The following is a 20,905-nucleotide window of genomic DNA, read 5'->3' on the forward strand; positions in this document are numbered from 1 at the left end:
GAAACAGGCTCCCTGTTATTTCGCGCTCGAAGCAGCGGCAGCACTCGCCGGCGCGGCGCCCGATGCGGCGGCACCGGAAGCGGCAGCGGCGCCGGACCCGGCAGCGGCCGGCGCGGCGGGGGCAGCAGCGCCCGAAGCGGCATCGGCCGCCGGGGCGAGCTGCGCGGGGACCGTCTTCACGGTCGCGCCCGGGCGCACCTTGTCGACGCCTTGCACGATCACGTGATCGCCCGCCTGCAGACCGCCTTCGACGACCCAGTTCTGGCCCTGCATGCCGGTGGTCTTCAGCGGACGCGGCTCGACCTTGTTGCTGGCGTTCACCACCATCGCGATCGCCTGGCCCTTCTGGTCGTGCGTGACGCCGATCTGCGGCACCAGGAACGCGTTCTCGTTCACGCCTTCCTCGATCCGTGCACGCACGAACATGCCCGGCAGCAGCACGCGATTCGGGTTCGGGAACACCGCGCGGATCGTCACCGAGCCGGTGGTCTGGTCGACCGTCACGTCCGAGAACTGCAGCTTGCCCGGCTCCGAATAGGTCTTGCCGTCTTCGAGAATCAACGACACCTTCGCCGCGCCCGGACCGGTCGTCTTCAGACGGCCGCTCTGCACGTCCTGACGCAGCTTCAGCCCTTCGAGGCTCGACTGCGTGAGGTCGACGTACACCGGATCGAGCTGCTGCACGGTCGACATCAGCGTCGCCTGGCTCGCCTGCACGTAGGCGCCCGGCGTCACTTGCGAGATGCCGACGCGGCCGGTGATCGGCGACACGACATCCGTGTAGCCGAGGTTGATCTGCGCGGTGTCGACCGCCGCCTTGCCGGCCGCGACGTCCGCCGCGGCCTGCCCTTGCGTGGCGACCGCGTTGTCGTAGTCCTGCTTGCTGACCGCGTTCGCGGCGACCAGCACCTTGTAGCGCGCGACCAGCGCGTTCTGCGTGACGAGGTTCGCCTGCGCCTTCGCGAGCGTCGCCTTCGCGCTGTTCAGGGCCGCGATGTACGGCGCCGGATCGATCTTGTAGAGACGCTGGCCGGCCTTGACGTCGGTGCCCTCGGTGAATTCACGACGCAGCACGATGCCGTCGACCCGCGCGCGCACCTGCGCGACGAGGAATGCACTGGTGCGGCCCGGCAGGTCGGTGAAGACCGGTACGGATTGCGGCTGGACGGTGACGACGCCGACTTCCGGCGTTTGCGGCGGCGGTGCCGATTCTTTTTTCCCGCACGCGGCCAGGAAAACGGCGGCCGTCGCGACAGTGATTAAGCGGTATGGAACCCGTTCGACGCGCATGGAGCGACCTCTGTGTATAACCAATGGAATAAGTGCCACGCCCGACCGGAGCGCAACACGGATGCGCCTCGCGGCGCAGATCGAACACCTGAATTACTGGACTGCCAGATACAGCACGTCGGCACGAGACCTCCGTGCCGACGGGGATGCCGCGAACTGCGGACTGGTACTAGGGCGGGAATCAGCAGAGTGGGATATTAACTGATTGCCACTTGGGTCATTCGATCGTAGGGTGGTATTGTATATACATTCACGAATGTATGTAAAAAGCCCGTTTGTACTCCGCCCGCTGTCCAGTCTTACAGATTGTTACCAGCAGCAAGCATAGCCCGTCTGCGTGACGGCGACGAGGGGTTGCGGACCCTATATTCACCTACGATCGATCCAATCAGGCCTGCACATGGTCAGACGTACCAAGGAGGAGGCGCTCGAGACGCGCAATCGCATTCTCGACGCCGCCGAACACGTGTTCTTCGAGAAAGGCGTGTCGCACACGTCGCTCGCGGACATCGCGCAGCACGCCGGCGTGACGCGCGGCGCGATCTACTGGCATTTCGCGAACAAGAGCGAACTGTTCGATGCGATGTTCGACCGCGTGTTCCTGCCGATCGACGAGTTGAAACGGATGCCGCTCGACGCGCCGGGCGGCAATCCGCTGGAGAAGGTGCGCCAGATCCTGATCTGGTGCCTGCTCGGCGTGCAGCGCGACCCGCAGCTGCGCCGCGTGTTCAGCATCCTGTTCATGAAGTGCGAGTACGTCGCGGACATGGAGCCGCTGCTGCAGCGCAACCGCGCGGGGATGAGCGAGGCGCTGCACATGATCGACGCCGATCTCGCGGTGGCCGTGGGGCTCAAGCTGCTGCCCGAGCGGCTCGACACGTGGCGCGCGACGCTGATGCTGCACACACTGGTCAGCGGCTTCGTGCGCGACATGCTGATGCTGCCCGACGAGATCGACGCCGAGCAGCATGCGGAAAAGCTCGTCGACGGCTGTTTCGACATGCTGCGCTACAGCCCGGCGATGCTGAAGGACCGCGACTGACGGCACGGCGCATCGCGCGCCGCGTCGCCGTGCCGGGTCAGGCCGCCTTCGCGCGCCGCGCGCGGGCCCGCCGGTTCGACGCGGCGACCGAATCGCGCGCCGGCATCGGTGCGCCAGCGAGCCCCGCGATCCACGCGTCGGTCGACATCACCGCCGCGAAATTCGACTGGAACACCACCGCGTACGTGCGGTGAATCTCTTCGGCGCTCACCGCCCCCGCTTCGTTCTCGTAAGGCAGCGCGCCCGTCGCGTCGTTCAGGTATTCGACCTTCAGCCCCGCATGCGCCGCGTGATAGACCGTCGACGCATTGCAGTTGTGCGTCATGTAGCCGGTCACCGCGAGCGTGTCGATTCCGTGCGCGTCGAGCCACGCGGCGAGATCGGTGCCGGCGAACGAGCTCGCTTGCGCCTTCTCGATCAGGTGCGCGTACGGGCGGCTGGTGACCACCGTGTGCAGCGCGACGCCGTCGGTACCGGGCGCGAAGATCGGCGCACCGGCCGGCGCGACGTGCTGAACCACGATCACCGGCACGCCGGCCGCGTGCGCGGCGTCGATCGCCCGGCCGATGTTCGCGAGCGACACGTCGAGCGGCGGATATTCGATCGGCAGGTTGCCCGTCACGTATTCGTTCTGCACGTCGATCACGATCAGTGCGCGGCGGGCAGCGGGACGGGAAGCGGATTGCGGGACGGCGGGCGACGCGGCGGCAAGCATGGCGGACTCCTGGTCGGGAGGCGCTGCCCCGCCCCGGAGCAGGGCGGCCAGCAGTGCGATGGGATGCATTGTCGGACCGCAGCGCGTATGCCGATAGTGGCCCGATAGCCATTCTTCGATAAAATCGGGCCATCGCCTTTCCGGAATCCGCCATGCTCGCCGCCGCGTCGCCCGCCCCGTCCGTTCCGACCATCGTCGCCGTGATCGCGTACGACGGCATCAGTCCGTTCCACCTGTCCGTGCCATCGGTCGTGTTCGGCAAGGAACGTGATGCGGCCGCGTCGCCCGCGTTCGAGTTCCGCGTCTGCTCGGCCGAGCGCGGCCCGCTCGCGACGACGGGCGGCTTCACGATCACCGCACCGTACGGGCTCGACGCGCTCGACGACGCGGACATCGTCATCGTGCCGTCCTGGCGCGACCCGGACGAAGCGCCGCCCGACGCGCTGCTCGATGCGGTCCGCGCGGTCGCCGCGCGCGGCGCGGAGCTCGTGGGCCTGTGCCTCGGTGCCTACGTGCTCGCCGCGGCCGGCCTGCTCGACGGCCGTCCGGCCACCACGCACTGGGCGTGGGCCGACGATTTCGCCCAACGCTTTCCGCGCGTGAAACTCGATCCCGACGTGCTCTACGTGGACGACGGCAACCTGATGACGTCGGCCGGCACGGCCGCCGGCCTCGACTGCTGCCTGCACGTCGTGCGGCGGCGCTTCGGCTCGGACGCCGCGAACCGGATCGCGCGCCGCCTCGTGATCCCGCCGCACCGCCAGGGCGGACAGGCCCAATACGTGCCGCAGCCGGTCGCCGCGCACCCGCGCGATGCACGGCTCGCGGGCCTGCTCGACTGGGTGCGCGCGCATCTCGACGCCGCGCACAGCGTCGATTCGCTCGCCGAACGCGTGCTGATGAGCCGCCGCACGTTCACGCGCCACTTCCGCCAGGCGACGGGCACGACCGTCACCGCGTGGCTGCAGGCCGAACGGCTTGCGCGTGCGCAGCATCTGCTCGAAACCACCGGGCAGTCGATCGACGCGATCGCGCAGGCGGCCGGCTACGGCTCGAGCGTGTCGCTGCGCCAGCATTTCGCGGGCGCGCTCGGCACGTCGCCGTCTGCGTATCGAAGGGAATTTCGCGGCGCCGGAGCCCGTGCCGACGCGGGACAGTGACGCCGGCCGCTCGCGTGGCGGGCAGGCCTCGAAGCGGAACCGGGCAGCCGCTCAGCCGCCGTTGATCCAGCGCGCCGCGTAAAGCAGCAACGCGACGAACACGATCATCGCCGCCCAGGCCCATACGGGCACGGTGCCCGAATCGCGATGCGGAAGCGCGCTCGCCGCCCGCCCGCTCAGCGCGCCGCCGAGGTGCGGCGGCAGCGAACGCTTCGTCGCGGCCACCAGCGACGCCGGCCGCAGGAAGACATGCTGGCGGCGCTGCGCCGGGGGGCGCGCGCGATTCGGCGCGAGACCGTGCTTCACCTGCACGACCGCGCAGAACTCGCGAAAGAACGTGTCGGTCCATTCGCGCAGCGCATTGTCGATCTGCCGCGCCGGCAACTCCGCGAGCGGCCCGCTCGCCGTCGCCCAGACCACGTATTCGATCCGCGTGGCGTTCGCATCGTCATCCGGCGTCAGCACCAGTTCGACCTGGCCGCGCAGCGCGCCGAGGCCGTCGGCCCGCGCCTTGAAGTTGAGCACCCGGCGCGGCCGACCTTCGGCGTCGCCCTGCTCGGCGGCCGCATGCGCGCGCACGTCGTAGCGGGCGCGCAGCGGGCCAAGCGGCACCGTGATCGTCAGCGCGAACTCGCCGTGCGCGAGTTTCACGAACGATTCGCAATGGTCGAAGCTCGCCCGCAGCAGCGCGAGATCCTCCAGCGCATCCCGCACGACAGGCGGCGCGAGCGGTACGCGTAACGTGTCGTTCAGTTCCATGACGCCTCCCCGATGAACGCGCGCCGCATCAGGACGTCTCGACGAGACTGTCGACCCGTGCGACATCGAAGGCGACGTAGTGCGCGAGCACGGCCGCCGCCTCCTTCGGTTCTTCGTAACTCCATGCGGCGTTCTCGATCACGCCGTCTTCCGTCTGCAAGTCGAAATGCACGGCTTGCCCCCTGAACGGGCAGGCCGACGTGACGCCCGATTTCACGAGCCGGCGCATGTTGACGTCGCCGCGCGGCAGGTAATGAATGTCCGGGAGCCCCGCCTCGCGCACGGTCAGCGCGCCGTGCGAATCGGCATAGGTGATGCCGCGATGAATCACGCGCACGCGATGACGGTTCGGCACGATTTCGAGTCGGGGGTCGGCTGCATCGGACATCGTTTCTCCTTCGGGCGGCGTCAGGCCGGGGGCAGGAAACGAAAAAGCCACGGCACGCATGCCGTGGCTTTCATTATGGGCGAAACTTCGTCCGATTGCGCGACCGGGAGCCCGGCCGCGCGCGACGGGCTACTGCGCACTCCACTGGAACGCGGCTTTCGCGCCGCCCTTCGCGCCGACCGTGACGGCGCGCGATTCGTCGCTGCCCTGGTACGACGCGTGCACCGTATAGCGCCCCGGCGGCACCTTCACGAGCATGTACGGCCCGCGCGTGTCGGTTTTCAGCACTTCGGCGCCCTTGCCGTCGACGATCCGGACATGGACGTCGGCCAGGAACTCGCCGCCCTTGCCGGTGAAGCGCAGCGCCAGCGGCCACTGCGACTCGTTGCGCTGGAACGCCGTCGATTCGTCCTGCCCGACACCGCCGGACACGAAGGTGACATCGCCTTGCTGGCGCGCGGCGGGCAAGCCGTCCGACTGCGCGTACGCGCCGGTCGCACCGGCTGCGAGGCCGGCGGTCAGCGCCGCGGCGACGGCAAATCGGGACACGTTGCGTAGATATTGCATGGCTCTCTCCTTGGGGTCGGAACACATACGGGGCGCGGCGTCACGCGTTCGTTCGATCGAGCGGCGGCGGCGGCGGCGGCGCCCGCCACGGCCGGCCAGGCCGGCCGTCGGCCGTTGCCGGTCAGCTCAGGTCGACCGGCACGAAGATCTGTGCATTATCGCGCTGGATCAGCAGAGCAAGACTGTTGCCCGCGCCCTTCACCGCGTCGCGCAACTGCTCGGGGCTCGTGACCGGACGGCCGTTCACCGCGAGGATCACGTCGCCGGGCTGGATGCCCGCGTTGGCGGCCGGCCCGCCGGCCTGCTGCACGATCAGCCCGTGCGAGAGGTTGTCGGCGCTGCGTTCCTGCGGCGACAGCGGCCGCACCGCGACACCCAGGCGGCCCTGTTCGACCGGCCCGCCGTCGTTCGATGCGAGCTTCGCGTCGGCCATCGCGCCGAGCGTCACGGTGATCGACTTCTTCGACTTGTCGCGCCAGATCTGCAGGTCGGCCTTCGAACCCGGCTTCAGGTTCGCGATCTGCGCGGGCAGCGACGTCGAATCGGCGACCGGCGAACCGTTGACCGACAGGATCACGTCGCCCGGCTGCAGGCCGGCCTTCGCGGCCGGACCGTTGGCGTCGACCGAGCTGACGAGCGCGCCGTCCGGCTTCTGCAGCCCGAACGAGCTCGCGAGCGTCTGGTTCAGCCCCTGCACGGCCACGCCGAGCCGGCCGCGGCTCACGTGGCCCGTCTTCACGAGCTCGTCCTTCACCTTGATCGCCTCGTTGATCGGGATCGCGAACGACAGGCCCTGGAAGCCGCCCGTCTGCGAGTAGATCATCGAGTTGATGCCGATCACCTCGCCCTGCAGGTTGAACAGCGGGCCGCCCGAGTTGCCGGGGTTCACCGGCACGTCGGTCTGGATGAACGGCGTGTAGTTCTCGTCCGGCAGCGCGCGCGACTTCGCGCTGATGATGCCCGACGTGACCGTGTTGTCGAAGCCGTACGGCGAGCCGATCGCGACGACCCACTGACCGACCTTGCTCTGCGCCGGATCGCCGATCTTCACGGTCGGCAGGCCGCTCGCGTCGATCTTCAGCACGGCGACGTCGGACTGCTTGTCGGAGCCGACGACCTTCGCCTTGTATTCGCGCTTGTCGGTCAGCTTGACCGTGACGACGTTCGCGCCGTCGATCACGTGCGCATTGGTGAGGATGTACCCGTCGGAACTGACGATGAAGCCCGACCCGAGGCTGGCACTCGGCTGGTCGTCCGGCTGCGCGTCGCCGCCCATGCCCGGCACCTGGCCGTAGAAGTGCTTGAAGAACTGGTAGAACGGGTCGCTCGGATCGATCGGCAGTTGCGGCTGCGGCGCGCGCCGCGCCACCTGCTTCACGACGTGCTTCGCGCTGATGTTCACGACCGCCGGGCCGTAGGTCTCGACGAGCCCGGAGAAATCGGGAATGCCGGTCTTGGCGGCAGCTTCGGCCGGCATCAATGCGGCCGCCTGCGCGGGCGTGATGATCTGCGGATCGGCGCGGCGGGTGCCGGCGAAATAGCCGGCCGACAGGGCGGCCGCCACGGCGACCGCGACGGCGCCGCGCGCAAGGAATCGGGTGTTCATCGTAGGACCTCCTCTTTGTTAGGACGCAGCGTAACGACCCTGACTTAAAGGAGGCTTAATCAGCCTTAAGCGGGGCTTAAGCGGCTGCCCGCGCCGCCCCTTCAGACGGTTTCGGACGGCTGCGAAGCCGGGGCCGGCATCTCGGCATCGCGGAACACGACGCTGACGAGCAGGCCGCCCGCGGCCGCATCGCCGAGCGACACCGTCGCGCCCTGCTGCGCCGCCACGCGCTTGACGATCGCGAGCCCGAGCCCGCTGCCCGACACGTCGGTGCGTGCCCGCGCCGTGCTGTCGCGATAGAAGCGGTCGAACACGCGCTCGCGCTCGTCGGCCGGAATGCCCGGCCCGCTGTCGCCGATCTGCACGCAGGCGCGGCCGGCCGCGTCGCGCGTCAGCGATACGTCGATGCGGCCGCCGTCCGGCGTGTATTTCACCGCGTTGTCGAGCAGGTTGCCGAACATCACGCGCAGCGCGCCGACGTCCGCGACGACGCTCGCCGCGCGCGTTTCCTCGAAGCCGAGATCGATGTCGCGCCGCTGCGCGAGCGGCGCATGCGCGGCCACGCATTCGGCGAGCAGCGCCTGCAGGTCGACCGGCTCGCGCATCGTCGCGCCGTCCGGCTCGGCGCGCGCGAGCGCGAGCAGTTGCTCGGTGAGCCGCGTCGCGCGCGACACGCCGTCCTGGAGATCCGCGATCGCCTCGCGGCGCGACGCATCGTCCTTCGCGCGCGCGACGAGCTGCGCCTGGATCTGCACGGCCGCGAGCGGCGTGCGCAATTCGTGCGCGGCGTCGGCGACGAACGCCTTCTGCGTGTCGAGCGCCGCCGACAGGCGCGCGAGCAGCCCGTTCAGCGCCCGCACGAGCGGCTGCACCTCGAGCGGCAGGCGCGCGTCGGGCAGCGGATCGAGCGCTTCCGGCCGGCGCGCCTCGACCGCGCGCGTCACGCGGCCAAGCGGCGCGAGCCCGCGCCCGACGATCCCCCACGCGGCCGCGCCGAGGAACGGCAGCAGCACGATCAGCGGCCACAGCGTGCGCAGCGCGACGTTCGCCGCGAGCCGGTTGCGCACCGACAGCGGCTGCGCGAGCTGCACGACGTTGTCGCCGACGATCGCGCCGTACACGCGCCATTCGCCGCGATCGGTGCGTTCGGTCGAGAAGCCGAGCTCCGCGCGCGGCGCGATCGGCGCACGCGGATGCGAGAAGTACATCAGCACGCCGTTGCGATTCCAGATCTGGATCACGATGCCTTCGTCGCCGTTGGTGCGCGAGCCGAACACCTGCGAGAACGGCTCCGACGGCAGCGCCGCGGCGATTTCCTGCAACTGGTAGTCGAACAGCTCGTTCGCCTCGGCGAGCGCCTGCCGGTAGATGAGCCAGCCCGCGGCGCCCACGCCCGCGACGACGATCGCGAGCAGCCAGATCAGCAGTTGATGACGAATCGACCGCACGCGTCAGCTTTCCTTGACGACCATGTAGCCGAGCCCGCGCACGTTGCGGATCAGGTCCGAACCGAGCTTCTTGCGCAGCGCGTGGATGTAGACCTCGACCGTGTTGCTGCCGATCTCCTCGCCCCAGCCGTACATCTTCTCCTCGAGCTGGCTCTTCGACAGCACCGCGCCCGGCCGCGCGAGCAGCGCCTCGAGCAGCGCGAACTCGCGCGCGGACAGCGCGACGGGCGCGCCGTCGAGCGTCACCTGGTGCGACGCGGGATCGAGCGTCAGCGCGCCGTGGCGGATCAGCGACTCGCTGCGCCCCGCTTGACGGCGGATCAGCGCGCGCATCCGTGCGCCCAGCTCGTCGAGATCGAACGGCTTGACGAGGTAATCGTCGGCGCCCGCGTCGAGCCCCTTCACGCGATCGGCGACGGCGTCGCGCGCGGTGACGATCAGCACCGGCAGCGCGAGCCCGCGCCCGCGCAGCGTGCGCAGCACGTCGATGCCGTCGCGCTTCGGCAGGCCGAGATCGAGCAGCAGCAGATCGTACGTCTCGCCGCCGAGCGCCGTCAGCGCGGCGTCGCCGTCCTGCACCCAGTCGACCGCAAAGCCGTCCGAGCGCAGCGCCTTGCGCACGCCCTCGGCAATCATTCGATCATCTTCGACAAGCAGAATCCGCATCGGGCCACGCATCCATGGGGCGAGTCAAACACGGCGACCATTGTAGCGCCGCGAATCGGGTGCGCGGCACCGTGCAATGCAACAGTAAGGCGGATTGCAAGGGGCCTGCCCCGACTTGTCTCTACAATGTGCGCTTCGGCGCCCCCGCGCGTCCTGCCCGAGCCCCCTGCTTTTCCCGTATTCGCCCATGCCGATTTCCGATCTTTCCGCCCGGTTCGCCCCCCGCGCCCGCGTCTGCCTGCGCGCGGCCGCCGTCGTCGCCACCTGCACGGCCCTCGCGTTCGCGCCGTCCGCCCAGGCCCGCAAGAAATCCCACAAGGAAGCACGCAAGACCGCCGTCGTGTCGCCGGCCGCACGCGCGGCCGGCCTGCCGGCCTCCGTGCTCGTCGCGCTGCAGCGTGCGAAGGTGCCGGCGTCGGCGATGAGCGTGGTGGTCGAGCGCGTCGGCGATCCGCAGCCGCTGATCGCGTGGAATGCGAGCCGGCCGATGCTGCCGGCCTCGACGATGAAGCTCGTGACGACCTTCTCGGGCCTGTCGATCCTCGGCCCCGACTACCGCTGGCGCACCACCGCGTACACGGACGGCACGGTCGACCCGGACGGCACGCTGCAGGGCAACCTGTACATCAAGGGCACCGGCGATCCGAAGCTCGTGCCCGAGGAGCTGATCGACCTCGTCGACAAGCTGCGCAAGGCCGGCGTCAAGCGCGTGGCCGGCGGCCTCGTGCTCGACAAGAGTTATTTCGCGGCGTCGACGCGCGACCTGCCGTCGTTCGACGACGATGCCAGCGCGCCGTACAACGTCGGCCCCGATCCGCTGCTGTACGCGTTCAAGGCCGTGTCGTTCACGGTCACGCCGGGCGACGACGGCAAGGTCGCCGTCGACGTGTTGCCGCCGCTCGCGGACTTGTCGATCGACAACCAGCTCGTCGAAGGTTCGGGCTCGTGCAGCGCGGCCGCCGCGGCCGCGCGCCCGACGCTGACGGCCGGCGGCGGAATCATGACGGCGTCGTTCGCCGGCGACTACCCGCTGCGCTGCGGCGCGCACACGACCAACCTCGCGATCCTCGATCACACGACCTTCTTCGCGCGCGGCTTCCTCGCGCTGTGGCAGCAGGACGGCGGCACGATCGCCGGGCCCGTGAGCGAAGGCAAGGTGCCGACCACCGCGCGGCCGCTCGCCGTGCATCACAGCCCGGTGCTCGGCAGCATCGTCTACGACATCAACAAGTTCAGCAACAACGTGATGGCGCGCAACCTGTTCCTGACGATCGGCGCGGTCAGCGGCAAGCCGCCCGCGACGCCCGAGCAGTCGAGCCGCGCGATCCAGGCGTTCCTGCAGAAGAACGGCATCGCGATGCCCGACCTCGTGCTCGAGAACGGCTCGGGGCTGTCGCGCGAAGAGCACGTGAGCGCGCTGTCGCTCGCCGCGCTGCTGCAGGCCGCGAACGCGAGCCCGGTCGCGCAGGCGTTCATCGATTCGCTGCCGATCGCGGGCATCGACGGCACGATGAAGAACCGCCTCACCAACGCGGGCGTGCTCGGCAACGCGCACATCAAGACCGGCACGCTGCGCGACGTGCGCGCGATCGCCGGCTACGTCGCCGGCTCGGACGGCCAGAGCTACATCGTCGTCAGCTTCATCAACAACGATCACGCGGAAGCCGCGCGCGCCGCGCACGACACGCTGCTCGAATGGATCTACGCGGGCGCGCACTGACGATCCGTACACCGCGCGGCGGGCCGTCGTGACACGGCGGCCCGTGCGGCCCCGCAGTGCGTCACCCGCGAAATTTCGCGCCGCGCGGTTTGAAACGCGCGCCGCTACCGTCGCGCGGCGCCTCGCGCGCTCGCCGCATCCTCAAAACGGGGCCACACCGCCCGGCCCCGTGCAGTACGGATTCCGTAGAAACCCTGTCCTCAGAGGGAACCCTCTACGCTGCCCCCTCGCCTAGCGCGTAGCGATTGCGTAGGCTGTTGGCCTGACGATATCTACAACGGGCCACACGCCCGGCCTGATGGCTTGCAGGGGAACGAAGGAGACACACGCCCATGCGATTCGACGTCGAATTGCTTCTGCTCGCGCTGGCGCCCGTCTTCCTGCTCTGCATCGCGTGGGAGGCCTGGCACCTCGCCCGCACCCGTGCGCAGGACCGTATCTACGCGTGGCGCGACACGCTGTGCAACGCGGCGCTCGCGCTGATGCACCAGGGCGCCGACAAGATCGCGTGGCTGTTCGTGATTCCTGTCTATGCGTACTGCTACCGGCACTATCGCGTCTACACGTGGCACGACGGCTGGCTGTCGTTCGCGGTGCTGTTCGTCGCGCAGGACTTCCTCTACTACGTGTTCCATCGCGCGAGCCATCGCGTGCGCTGGCTGTGGGCCGCGCACGTCGTGCACCACTCGTCCGAGCGAATGAATTTCTCGACCGCGTTCCGCCAGAGCCTGATGTATCCGGTCGCAGGCATGTGGCTGTTCTGGCTGCCGCTCGCGTTCGCCGGCTTTCCGCCGCAACAGGTCGTCGGCGTCGTGCTGATCAACCTCGCGTTCCAGTTCTTCGTGCACACGCAGGCGATCGGCAAGCTCGGCTGGCTCGAATACGTGCTCAACACGCCGTCGATCCACCGCGCGCACCATGCGCGCAACGCGCGCTACATCGACCGCAATTACGCAGGCGTCCTGGTGATCTGGGATCGCCTGTTCGGCAGCTATGTCGAGGAAACGCCCGACGATCCGCCGCAGTACGGCATCGTCGAGCGGCTCGGCTCGAACAACCCGCTCGTCGCGACGTTTCACGAGTGGGTGTCGATGGCGTCCGACGCGTTGCGCGTCGGCGGATGGCGCAACAAGCTGCGCGCGATTTTCGGCCCGCCCGAATGGGCGAGCGCTTATCATGCGCAGATTGCCGAGGCCGCGAACCAGGATCCGCGCACCGTGCCACTGGCGGCTGCGCGCGATCGATAAACCGTTTCAGCCAACGGCCGCCGCGCAGCCCGGAACCGAGCAGGCGCGCGGCAGATGAGCAACACATCAGGCCATATCTACGAGGAGATCGAACGATGCAGACACAACAACACGCACCTTCCCGCACCCGGCAGCGCATGCTGCGCACCGCGCAGGTCGCGATCGCCGGCGCCGCGCTCGCGCTGCTCGCCGCATGCGGCGGCGGTGACGACAACAACAACAGCAGTGCGTCGAACACGCCGCCGTCGGGCGTGAAGATGCAGATCGTGTCGTTCGGCGACAGCCTGTCCGACGTCGGCACCTACTCGCAGATCAAGCTCGGCTTCGGCGGCGGCCGCTTCACGACCAACCCGGGCCAGGTATGGACGCAGAACGTCGCGCAGTACTACGGCGACACGCTGCAGCCCGCCAACCAGGGCGGCTTCGGCATCCCGCTGCAGGCCACCGGCGGCCTCGGCTACGCGCAGGGCGGCTCGCGCGTGACGCTGCAGCCGGGCATCGGCCATGCGGACGCGAGCGTGCCGAATCCCGACTACGCGCAGGCGACGACCACGCCGATCGCCGACCAGGTCAAGCAGTACCTGTCGCAATACGGCAGCTTCAACGCCGGCCAGATCGTGCTGATCAACGGCGGTGCGAACGACATCTTCTACCAGGCCCAGGTCGCGCAGGCGCAAGGCAACACGCCGGCCGCGCAGCTCGCGGCGGCGCAGGCGATCGGCCTGGCCGCGCAGCAGCTCGGCGGGATCGTCCAGCAGATCGTCGCGGCCGGCGCGACCCACGTGTTCGTCGCGAACGTGCCGGACATCGGCGGCACGCCGCTCGCGCTGCAAGGCGGCACGCAGGCCGCGTTCACGCAACTGTCCGGGCTGTTCAACAAGACGCTCGTCGGTACGCTCGCCGCGCTGAAGGTCGACCCGACGAAATATGCGGTGATCGATTCGTTCACGTGGCAGGACGGCATCGCGGCCAACTACCAGTCGAACGGTTTCAGCGTGTCGAACACCGACACCGCATGCAACCTGAAGGCGATGGTCCAGGCCGCCACGCAGTACGGCGTCGCGAACGCGACCGCGTTCGGCTCGTCGCTGTTCTGCTCGCCGCAGACCTACACGGTCGCGAACGCGGACCAGACCTACATGTTCGCCGACACGGTCCACCCGACGACGCGCCTGCATGCGCTGTTCGCGCAGTACGTCGAACAGCAGATCGCAAAGTCCGGCGTCGGCAAGTAAGCCGCCCACTACGCGCCCAAACGAAAACGCCTGACCGGTTCGCGCCGGTCAGGCGTTTTTTGTTTGCGTGGACGGATGCGCGTGGCTGCGTCAGTCGCGCGCTTCGAACGCCGCGGCCGCGCGGCCGAGGCGATCGTTGACCGCGATCCATTCGACGGTCTCGGGCAGCTTCTCGACGAGAATGCGCGCGACCTGCGCCCGGTCGAGCGCGCGCAGCATTCCGTACAGGTCGCGCGCATAGGCTTGCGGATCTTCCGGCGCCGCGACGAAGTGCACGCCGTCAGCCTGCGCCCAGCGTCCCGCACGCGACGCGCGGGCGACGAGCGCGATGCGTTCGCCGTCGGTTTGCGCGGCCGCGAGCAGCGGCTCGAGCGCGTCGAACGGCAGCAGCGCGAGCGGCGTGCGCGGCGCGTAATGCGCTTTCAGCGTGCCCGACGCGCGTGGGGCCGTCGCATCGCTGCCGTCCGGCAGCTTCGGGGCGCGGCCGAGCACGTCGGCGATCTGTTGCGGCGTCACGTGCCCCGGGCGCAGCAGCGCCGGGAAACCACGCGACAGGTCGAGAATCGTCGACTCGATGCCGACTTCGGATGCGCCGCCGTCGAGCACGTGCACGGTATCGCCGAATTCGTCGCGCACGTGTTGCGCGGTCGTCGGACTCACGTGGCCGAACCGGTTCGCGGACGGCGCAGCCACGCCGCCGTGGCCGCCGCGCCGCGCGCTGAACGCGGCCAGCAGCGCCTGCGCGACCGGATGCGACGGGCAGCGCAGCCCGACCGAATCCTGCCCGCCGCTCACGGCATCCGGAATGCGCGCGTGGCGCTTCAGGATCAGCGTCAGCGGGCCCGGCCAGAACGCGTCGATCAGCGCGTGCGCGTCGGCCGGCAGGTCGTCGGCCCAGTAACCGGGATCGCCGCCCGGCGGCAGATGCACGATCACCGGATGGTTCGCGGGCCGCCCCTTCGCCGCGTAGATGCGTGCGACGGCCTCGGGGTTCGCCGCATCGCCGCCGAGCCCGTAGACGGTTTCGGTCGGAAACGCGACGAGCTGGCCCGCGTCGAGCAACGCGGCGGCCGCGTCGATCTGCGCGGGCGTCACGTGCTTCGGGAGATCGCTGGACATCGGCCGGCGCCTCAGTCGAGCGGCACGCGCAGCAGTTGCGCGCACGCGGTGGCGGCGGCGACGGCTTCGTCGCGCGTCTCGGCCGTGAAGTTCACGTGGCCCATCTTGCGGCCGACGCGCGCTTCTTCCTTGCCGTACAGGTGCAGGTGGGCGGCCGGCATCGCGGCGACCGTGTCCCACGGCGGCGTGACGGCATCGGCCGCCGCACCGTTGGGGAACCACACGTCGCCGAGAATGTTCAGCATCGCGGCCGGCGAATGCTGGCGCGGGTTGCCGAGCGGCATGCGCGTCATCGCGCGCACCTGCTGCTCGAACTGGCTCGTTGCGCACGCATCGACCGTATAGTGGCCGGAGTTGTGCGGGCGCGGCGCCATTTCGTTCGCGACGAACGAACCGTCCTCCAGCACGAAGAATTCGACGCACAGCACGCCGACGTAGCCGAGCGTATCGGCGATCCGGATCGCCGCCTGCTGCGCTTCCTCGACGCGGGCCGCATCGGCGGCCGGCGCCGGCACGACCGTCAGCGCGAGGATGCCGTTGTGATGCACGTTCTGCGCGAGCGGGAAGGCGGCCGAACGGCCGTCCGCGCCGCGCGCGATCAACGCCGACACTTCGTATTTCAGCGGCAGGCGCTTCTCCAGCACGCACGGCACGCCGCCGAGCGCGGCATGCGCGTCGCGCGCTTCCTGCGCGGTGGCGACCCGCACCTGGCCCTTGCCGTCGTACCCGAGGCGCGCCGTCTTCAGGATGCCCGGCAGCACCGCGTCGAGCGCGGCATCGTCGAGCGCGGCGAGCGCCGCCGCCGATTCGATCACGACGTGCGGCGCGACCGGCACGCCCGATGCCGCGATGAAACGCTTCTCCGCGATCCGGTCCTGCGCGACCGCGACGCAGCGGCCGGCCGGCGCGACGAACGTCGTGCGCGCGAGGAAATCGAGGCTCGCGGCCGGCACGTTCTCGAACTCCGTCGATACGGCCTCGCACAGGCCGGCCAGTTCGGCGAGCGCAGCTTCGTCGTCGTACGCCGCGCGCAGGTGGCGATCGGCGACCGCGCCGGCGGGGCTCGTCGGATCGGGATCGAGCACCGCGACGCGATAGCCCATCGACTGGGCGGCAAAGCAGAACATGCGGCCGAGCTGGCCACCGCCGACCATGCCCAGCCACGCGCCGGGCAGGATCGGGGAAACGGAATCAGGAGTTGCGGTCATGTCAGTGGTCGGTCGCGGCGGAACGCGGAACGGCCCGCCGCAGTGGGAAAATCCGGCGCCGGCCGCGTCGTGCGGCCGCGCGCCATGCCGTCATTCCAGCGGCGGCAGCACCATCGCGTGCGCGGCTTCGTTCTGGCGCACGCGGAACGCGGCGAGCCGGTTCGCGTAGTCGACCGAGTTGCCGGACAGGATCGACACCGCGAACAGCGCGGCGTTCGCGGCGCCGGCCTCGCCGATCGCGAACGTCGCGACGGGCACGCCCTTCGGCATCTGCACGATCGAGTGCAGCGAATCGACACCCTTCAGGTACTTGCTCGCGACCGGTACGCCGAGCACCGGCACCGTGGTCTTCGCGGCCAGCATGCCGGGCAGGTGCGCGGCGCCGCCGGCGCCCGCGATGATCGCACGCAGCCCGCGCTCGCGCGCCTTCTCCGCATAGTCGAACATCTCGTCGGGCATCCGGTGCGCGGACACGACCTTCGCTTCGTACGGCACGCCGAATTCCTGCAGGATGGCGACCGCATGCTTCATCACGTCCCAGTCGGAACTCGAGCCCATCAGCACGCCGACGAGCGGCGCGCTGTGCGTGTGGGCAGTCTGGATTTCGCTCATGTCGTATCTGTCCCGATCAGGCGAGCGACTGGCCCGTGATGCGCTCGAGCGCTTCCTGGTACTTCGCGGCCGTCTTCTCGACGACGTCGGCCGGCAGCGCCGGCGCCGGCGCCGTCTTGCCCCACGGCTGCGCCTCGAGCCAGTCGCGCACGAACTGCTTGTCGAACGACGGCGGGTTGGTGCCCACTTCGTACTGGTCGGCCGGCCAGAAGCGCGACGAATCGGCGGTCAGCACTTCGTCCATCAGGTACAGCTTGCCGTGGTTGTCGAGGCCGAATTCGAACTTCGTGTCGGCGATGATGATGCCGCGCGTCGCCGCGTAGTCGGCCGCTTCCTTGTACAGCTTGATCGAGATGTCGCGGATCGTCGCGGCCAGCTCGGTGCCGATGCGGCGCTCGGTTTCCTCGAACGTGATGTTCTCGTCGTGCTCGCCCATCTCGGCCTTCGCGGCCGGCGTGAAGATCGGCTCCGGCAGCTTCTGCGCGTTCTGCAGGCCTGCCGGCAGCTGCACGCCGCACACGGCGCCCGACGCCTGGTATTCCTTCCAGCCGCTGCCGGCCAGGTAGCCGCGCACGACCGCTTCGATCATGATCGGCTCGAGGCGCTTGACGACCACGCCGCGGCCCTTCACCTGCTCGACTTCGTCGGCCGCGACGACCGCTTCCGGCGCGTCGCCCGTCAGGTGGTTCGGCACGATGTGCGCGAGCTTGTCGAACCAGAAGTTCGCCATCTGGTTCAGCACGCGGCCCTTGTTCGGAATCGGCTCGCCCATCACCACGTCGAACGCCGACAGGCGATCGGTCGTGACGATCAGGAGCTTGTCGTTGCCGACCGCGTAGTTATCGCGAACCTTGCCGCGACCGAGGAGCGGCAGCGAACGGAGCGTGGATTCGTAAAGGGTAGACATCGTCTTTTCGCAGATAAGGAGCCAAACAAAAAGGGAAACGCCGTTCCCCGCGGCAGGCGGGAACGGCGGTCTTGCAATACGTCGGCGAACCGGCGGGCGCAGCGCCCCGACGGCTGCCGGCCGGCCCTTGTTCGGCCGGACGGAACGGCTGCCGGGGCCGGATCGGATCCGGCCCGCCGGGCGGCCAGCCCATGCCCGGCGGCAGAACCGGGCGGGGCAAATCGTACTACAGTCTCAGCGCACGACCTGTGCGAGCGCGCCCGACTTGTACTGCTCGGCGATCTTGTCGAGCGACACCGGCTTGATCTTGCCGGCCTGGCCTTCGCAGCCGAACGCGAGGTAACGGTCGACGCACACCTTCTTCGCCGCTTCGCGCGCGGGCTTCAGGTAGTCGCGCGGATCGAACTTGCCCGGGTTCTCGAACAGGTAGCGGCGGATCGCGCCGGTGATCGCGAGACGCAGGTCGGTGTCGATGTTGATCTTGCGCACGCCGTGCTTGATGCCTTCCTGGATTTCCTCGACCGGCACGCCGTAGGTTTCCTTCATGTCGCCGCCGAATTCGCGGATCTCGGCCAGCAGTTCCTGCGGCACCGACGACGAACCGTGCATCACGAGGTGCGTGTTCGGGATGCGCGCGTGGATTTCCTTGATGCGCTGGATCGACAGGATGTCGCCCGTCGGCTTCTTCGAGAACTTGTACGCGCCGTGCGACGTACCGATCGCGATCGCGAGTGCATCGCACTGCGTGAGCTTGACGAAGTCGGCGGCCTGCTCCGGATCGGTCAGCAGCTGCTCGCGGGTCATCGTGCCTTCCGCGCCGTGGCCGTCTTCCTTGTCGCCCTTCATCGTCTCGAGCGAGCCGAGCACGCCGAGTTCGGCTTCGACCGTCACGCCGATCGAGTGCGCCATCTCGACGACCTTGCGCGACACGTCGACGTTGTACTCGTACGACGCGACCGTCTTGCCGTCGGCTTCGAGCGAACCGTCCATCATCACGCTCGTGAAGCCGCTGCGGATCGCGGCCGTGCAGACGGCCGGCGACTGGCCGTGATCCTGGTGCATCACGACCGGGATGTGCGGATACGATTCGACCGCCGCTTCGATCAGGTGGCGCAGGAACGGCTCGCCCGCATACTTACGCGCGCCGGCCGATGCCTGCATGATCACGGGCGCGCCGACCTGGTCCGCCGCCGCCATGATCGCCTGGACCTGCTCCAGGTTGTTCACGTTGAAGGCCGGCAGGCCGTAACCGTGCTCTGCCGCGTGGTCCAGCAATTGACGCATTGATACGAGAGGCATTGTGGAACTCCTTGGAATGAAAACCGGTGCGCCCTGACGCCGGCGCGGCACCTGCCCGGGTCTGGACCGGGGCAGCGCGGCGCGGCTGAGCGTCGAATAGCCGCATTTTATCGCGAAGCGCCTCCGATTCCGACCGCCCGGTGGCCCCCGCTCGCAATTTGTTACGTTCGCACGGCACAATGCGGCCAAAAAGGAGAAAAAAAGCCGCGCGGGGCTTCGGACCCCGCGCGGCTTTTTGCGCAAAAATGGTGCCGGATCAGCCTCGACCGATCCGGGTCGCCGGCTCGCAGGCCGGCTCAGCGAGGCTCAGCCGGCGCTCAATAGTGCTCGCCGACCCGCACGATCTTCAGCGTGTTGGTGCCGCCCGCCTGCCCCATCGGCTCGCCGACGGTCAGCACGACCATGTCGCCATGCTGCACGTAACCCTGCTTGACGACGATCTCGAGCGCCGCCTGCAGTGCCGAATCGCGGTCGCTGTTGAAGTCGACGTGCAGCGGCGTCACGTTGCGGTACAGCGCCATCGTGCGCTCGCTGCCGACGCGCGGCGTCAGCGCGAAGATCGGCACGTGCGTGTAGTGACGCGACATCCACAGCGCGGTCGCGCCCGATTCGGTCAGCGCGACGATCGCCTTCGCGCCCAGGTGGTACGCGGTGAACAGCGCGCCCATCGCGATCGACTGGTCGATCCGCGTGAACGTCCGGTCGAGAAAATCCTTGTCCAGCTCGACTTCTTCGGATTTTTCCGCTTCGACGCACACGGCCGCCATCGTCTCGATCGTGACGACCGGGTACTTGCCGGCGGCCGTCTCGGCCGACAGCATCACCGCGTCGGTGCCGTCGAGCACCGCGTTCGCGACGTCCGACACTTCCGCGCGGGTCGGCACCGGTGCGTGGATCATCGATTCCATCATCTGCGTCGCGGTGATCACGAGCTTGTTCGACTCGCGCGCCATCCGGATCATGCGCTTCTGCAGCGCCGGCACGGCCGCGTTGCCGACTTCCACCGCGAGGTCGCCGCGCGCGACCATGATGCCGTCGGACGCGTCGAGGATGCTCTGCAGCGCCGGAATCGCCTCCGCGCGCTCGATCTTCGCGATCATCTTCGGCTTGATGCCGTACGGCGCGCCCGCGATGTTCGCGAGCTGGCGCGCCATTTCCATGTCGGTCGCATTCTTCGGGAACGACACCGCGACGAGGTCCGCGCCGAGCGACATCGCGGTGCGGATGTCTTCCATGTCCTTCGCGGTCAGCGCCGGCGCCGACAGGCCGCCGCCCTGGCGGTTGATCCCCTTGTTGTTCGACAGCTCGCCGCCCACCTTGACGATCGTGTGGATTTCGTCGCCGAGCACGCGCTCGACGGTCAGCACGATCAGGCCGTCGTTCAGCAGCAGCAGGTCGCCCGGCTTCAGGTCGCGCGGCAGTTCCTTGTAGTCGAGGCCGACGCGCTCGTCGTTGCCGAGCTCGCAGCCCGCATCGAGGATGAACGGCTGCCCGGGCACGAGCGTGGTCTTGCCGTTCTCGAACTTGCCGACGCGGATCTTCGGGCCCTGGAGGTCGGCCATGATCGCGATCTCGCGGCCAACCTTGCGGGCGGCCTCGCGCACCATTTCGGCGCGCTGGCGGTGATCGTCGGCCGTGCCGTGCGAAAAGTTGAGCCGCACGACGTCGAGGCCCGCCTGCATCATCTGCAGCAGAATCTCCGGCGAACTGGAAGCCGGGCCGATCGTGGCGACTATCTTGGTGGCGCGCTGCATGAAACTCCTCATCTGGATCAAGGTGGATGCGCTGGGTGAAACGCTGCGAGAGCCGGAATCGGCGGGCCCAGCGGCGGCCGTTCCGGGGGGCGTGCCGGTGCTTGCGCCCGGCATCGCTTTGTTCTGAATCTCGTGGTGCTGTGCGGCCGCGTCGCCGGCAGCC

The 20,905-nt window shown here is 69.0% G+C and carries 20 protein-coding genes; 6 read left to right on the top strand and 14 right to left on the bottom strand.

Features of this window, described 5'->3' with window-relative positions; translation table 11 throughout:
* Nucleotides 1–15: 15 nt before the first annotated feature.
* On the bottom strand, nt 16–1,290 hold the full coding sequence (locus KU887_RS13930; protein WP_006497328.1) for an efflux RND transporter periplasmic adaptor subunit: 1,275 nt from the start codon (nt 1,288–1,290) through the stop codon (nt 16–18).
* A 400-nt stretch (nt 1,291–1,690) separates the two neighbouring features.
* Between KU887_RS13930 and KU887_RS13935 the strand changes: the two genes are divergently transcribed.
* Nucleotides 1,691–2,332 carry a TetR family transcriptional regulator gene (locus tag KU887_RS13935; protein WP_006486802.1) on the top strand — a complete coding sequence of 214 codons (642 nt, stop codon included), beginning with the start codon at nt 1,691–1,693 and terminating at the stop codon, nt 2,330–2,332.
* A gap of 37 nt (nt 2,333–2,369) precedes the next feature.
* On the opposite strand, the gene KU887_RS13940 is transcribed toward KU887_RS13935, so the two are convergent.
* Complete coding sequence (locus tag KU887_RS13940) at nt 2,370–3,047, bottom strand: cysteine hydrolase family protein (RefSeq protein ID WP_006497329.1); 678 nt, start codon at nt 3,045–3,047, stop codon at nt 2,370–2,372.
* A 152-nt stretch (nt 3,048–3,199) separates the two neighbouring features.
* Here KU887_RS13940 and KU887_RS13945 point away from each other — a divergent pair, with 152 nt between their 5' ends.
* A complete protein-coding gene (locus tag KU887_RS13945) occupies nt 3,200–4,207 on the top strand; it encodes a helix-turn-helix domain-containing protein (RefSeq protein WP_048989254.1) in 1,008 nt (335 codons plus the stop codon).
* Between the two features lie 51 nt (nt 4,208–4,258).
* Here KU887_RS13945 and KU887_RS13950 read toward each other — a convergent pair whose 3' ends face one another.
* From KU887_RS13950 to KU887_RS13975, 6 genes are all read right to left on the bottom strand, one after another.
* Entirely contained in the window at nt 4,259–4,966 is a 708-nt protein-coding gene (locus KU887_RS13950) for a CoxG family protein (protein WP_069353157.1), read from the bottom strand.
* A gap of 28 nt (nt 4,967–4,994) precedes the next feature.
* Entirely contained in the window at nt 4,995–5,354 is a 360-nt protein-coding gene (locus tag KU887_RS13955; protein ID WP_006497332.1) for a DUF427 domain-containing protein, read from the bottom strand.
* Between the two features lie 129 nt (nt 5,355–5,483).
* Complete coding sequence (locus tag KU887_RS13960; RefSeq protein ID WP_006490101.1) at nt 5,484–5,921, bottom strand: carboxypeptidase-like regulatory domain-containing protein; 438 nt, start codon at nt 5,919–5,921, stop codon at nt 5,484–5,486.
* Nucleotides 5,922–6,042: 121 nt separating this feature from the next.
* Nucleotides 6,043–7,527 (bottom strand): DegQ family serine endoprotease, encoded by a 1,485-nt coding sequence (locus KU887_RS13965; protein ID WP_006497333.1) that lies wholly within the window; start codon nt 7,525–7,527, stop codon nt 6,043–6,045.
* A gap of 101 nt (nt 7,528–7,628) precedes the next feature.
* Nucleotides 7,629–8,975: an ATP-binding protein gene (locus tag KU887_RS13970; RefSeq protein WP_006493399.1), complete on the bottom strand. Its 1,347-nt coding sequence runs from the start codon at nt 8,973–8,975 to the stop codon at nt 7,629–7,631.
* Nucleotides 8,976–8,978: 3 nt separating this feature from the next.
* Complete coding sequence (locus tag KU887_RS13975) at nt 8,979–9,641, bottom strand: response regulator (RefSeq protein ID WP_006481728.1); 663 nt, start codon at nt 9,639–9,641, stop codon at nt 8,979–8,981.
* A gap of 187 nt (nt 9,642–9,828) precedes the next feature.
* Between KU887_RS13975 and dacB the strand changes: the two genes are divergently transcribed.
* The 3 genes from dacB (at nt 9,829) to KU887_RS13990 (ending at nt 13,843) form a co-directional block, all read left to right on the top strand.
* On the top strand, nt 9,829–11,361 hold the full coding sequence (gene dacB, locus KU887_RS13980) for a D-alanyl-D-alanine carboxypeptidase/D-alanyl-D-alanine-endopeptidase (protein ID WP_059720703.1): 1,533 nt from the start codon (nt 9,829–9,831) through the stop codon (nt 11,359–11,361).
* A 332-nt stretch (nt 11,362–11,693) separates the two neighbouring features.
* Entirely contained in the window at nt 11,694–12,608 is a 915-nt protein-coding gene (locus KU887_RS13985; protein ID WP_006497335.1) for a sterol desaturase family protein, read from the top strand.
* 95 nt (nt 12,609–12,703) lie between these two features.
* On the top strand, nt 12,704–13,843 hold the full coding sequence (locus KU887_RS13990) for an SGNH/GDSL hydrolase family protein (protein ID WP_196432944.1): 1,140 nt from the start codon (nt 12,704–12,706) through the stop codon (nt 13,841–13,843).
* Nucleotides 13,844–13,933: 90 nt separating this feature from the next.
* Here the strand turns inward: KU887_RS13990 and KU887_RS13995 are convergent, their stop codons facing one another.
* From KU887_RS13995 to pyk, 6 genes are all read right to left on the bottom strand, one after another.
* The gene (locus KU887_RS13995) at nt 13,934–14,962 is read right to left on the bottom strand and encodes an L-threonylcarbamoyladenylate synthase (protein WP_006481731.1); all 1,029 of its coding nucleotides are present in this window, start codon (nt 14,960–14,962) and stop codon (nt 13,934–13,936) included.
* Nucleotides 14,963–14,973: 11 nt separating this feature from the next.
* On the bottom strand, nt 14,974–16,170 hold the full coding sequence (locus KU887_RS14000) for a 5-(carboxyamino)imidazole ribonucleotide synthase (RefSeq protein ID WP_006481737.1): 1,197 nt from the start codon (nt 16,168–16,170) through the stop codon (nt 14,974–14,976).
* A gap of 90 nt (nt 16,171–16,260) precedes the next feature.
* Nucleotides 16,261–16,782: a 5-(carboxyamino)imidazole ribonucleotide mutase gene (purE, locus tag KU887_RS14005; RefSeq protein ID WP_006481724.1), complete on the bottom strand. Its 522-nt coding sequence runs from the start codon at nt 16,780–16,782 to the stop codon at nt 16,261–16,263.
* A 16-nt stretch (nt 16,783–16,798) separates the two neighbouring features.
* Nucleotides 16,799–17,689 carry a phosphoribosylaminoimidazolesuccinocarboxamide synthase gene (locus KU887_RS14010; protein WP_006477945.1) on the bottom strand — a complete coding sequence of 297 codons (891 nt, stop codon included), beginning with the start codon at nt 17,687–17,689 and terminating at the stop codon, nt 16,799–16,801.
* A 234-nt stretch (nt 17,690–17,923) separates the two neighbouring features.
* Nucleotides 17,924–18,988 (bottom strand): class II fructose-bisphosphate aldolase, encoded by a 1,065-nt coding sequence (gene fba / locus KU887_RS14015; protein ID WP_006481730.1) that lies wholly within the window; start codon nt 18,986–18,988, stop codon nt 17,924–17,926.
* 317 nt (nt 18,989–19,305) lie between these two features.
* Nucleotides 19,306–20,742 carry a pyruvate kinase gene (pyk, locus tag KU887_RS14020; RefSeq protein ID WP_006493398.1) on the bottom strand — a complete coding sequence of 479 codons (1,437 nt, stop codon included), beginning with the start codon at nt 20,740–20,742 and terminating at the stop codon, nt 19,306–19,308.
* Here pyk and KU887_RS14025 point away from each other — a divergent pair.
* Complete coding sequence (locus KU887_RS14025) at nt 20,741–20,869, top strand: hypothetical protein (RefSeq protein ID WP_256097633.1); 129 nt, start codon at nt 20,741–20,743, stop codon at nt 20,867–20,869. The genes pyk and KU887_RS14025 overlap by 2 nt on opposite strands.
* The last annotated feature ends 36 nt before the right edge of the window (nt 20,870–20,905 follow it).

The sequence above is a fragment of the Burkholderia sp. EMB26 genome, from assembly GCF_024730645.1.
GTDB classification, from domain to species: Bacteria; Pseudomonadota; Gammaproteobacteria; order Burkholderiales; family Burkholderiaceae; genus Burkholderia; species Burkholderia cenocepacia.

Excerpts from the sequence above, each read along its gene's own strand:
- KU887_RS13930 (WP_006497328.1), bottom strand. The coding sequence starts at position 1,290 with ATGCGCGTCGAACGGGTTCCATACCGCTTAATCACTGTCGCGACGGCC.
- KU887_RS13935 (WP_006486802.1), top strand. The coding sequence starts at position 1,691 with ATGGTCAGACGTACCAAGGAGGAGGCGCTCGAGACGCGCAATCGCATT.
- KU887_RS13940 (WP_006497329.1), bottom strand. The coding sequence starts at position 3,047 with ATGCTTGCCGCCGCGTCGCCCGCCGTCCCGCAATCCGCTTCCCGTCCC.
- KU887_RS13945 (WP_048989254.1), top strand. The coding sequence starts at position 3,200 with ATGCTCGCCGCCGCGTCGCCCGCCCCGTCCGTTCCGACCATCGTCGCC.
- KU887_RS13950 (WP_069353157.1), bottom strand. The coding sequence starts at position 4,966 with ATGGAACTGAACGACACGTTACGCGTACCGCTCGCGCCGCCTGTCGTG.
- KU887_RS13955 (WP_006497332.1), bottom strand. The coding sequence starts at position 5,354 with ATGTCCGATGCAGCCGACCCCCGACTCGAAATCGTGCCGAACCGTCAT.
- KU887_RS13960 (WP_006490101.1), bottom strand. The coding sequence starts at position 5,921 with ATGCAATATCTACGCAACGTGTCCCGATTTGCCGTCGCCGCGGCGCTG.
- KU887_RS13965 (WP_006497333.1), bottom strand. The coding sequence starts at position 7,527 with ATGAACACCCGATTCCTTGCGCGCGGCGCCGTCGCGGTCGCCGTGGCG.
- KU887_RS13975 (WP_006481728.1), bottom strand. The coding sequence starts at position 9,641 with ATGCGGATTCTGCTTGTCGAAGATGATCGAATGATTGCCGAGGGCGTG.
- dacB (WP_059720703.1), top strand. The coding sequence starts at position 9,829 with ATGCCGATTTCCGATCTTTCCGCCCGGTTCGCCCCCCGCGCCCGCGTC.
- KU887_RS13985 (WP_006497335.1), top strand. The coding sequence starts at position 11,694 with ATGCGATTCGACGTCGAATTGCTTCTGCTCGCGCTGGCGCCCGTCTTC.
- KU887_RS13990 (WP_196432944.1), top strand. The coding sequence starts at position 12,704 with ATGCAGACACAACAACACGCACCTTCCCGCACCCGGCAGCGCATGCTG.
- KU887_RS13995 (WP_006481731.1), bottom strand. The coding sequence starts at position 14,962 with ATGTCCAGCGATCTCCCGAAGCACGTGACGCCCGCGCAGATCGACGCG.
- KU887_RS14000 (WP_006481737.1), bottom strand. The coding sequence starts at position 16,170 with ATGACCGCAACTCCTGATTCCGTTTCCCCGATCCTGCCCGGCGCGTGG.
- purE (WP_006481724.1), bottom strand. The coding sequence starts at position 16,782 with ATGAGCGAAATCCAGACTGCCCACACGCACAGCGCGCCGCTCGTCGGC.
- KU887_RS14010 (WP_006477945.1), bottom strand. The coding sequence starts at position 17,689 with ATGTCTACCCTTTACGAATCCACGCTCCGTTCGCTGCCGCTCCTCGGT.
- fba (WP_006481730.1), bottom strand. The coding sequence starts at position 18,988 with ATGCCTCTCGTATCAATGCGTCAATTGCTGGACCACGCGGCAGAGCAC.
- KU887_RS14025 (WP_256097633.1), top strand. The coding sequence starts at position 20,741 with ATGAAACTCCTCATCTGGATCAAGGTGGATGCGCTGGGTGAAACGCTG.
- pyk (WP_006493398.1), bottom strand. The coding sequence starts at position 20,742 with ATGCAGCGCGCCACCAAGATAGTCGCCACGATCGGCCCGGCTTCCAGT.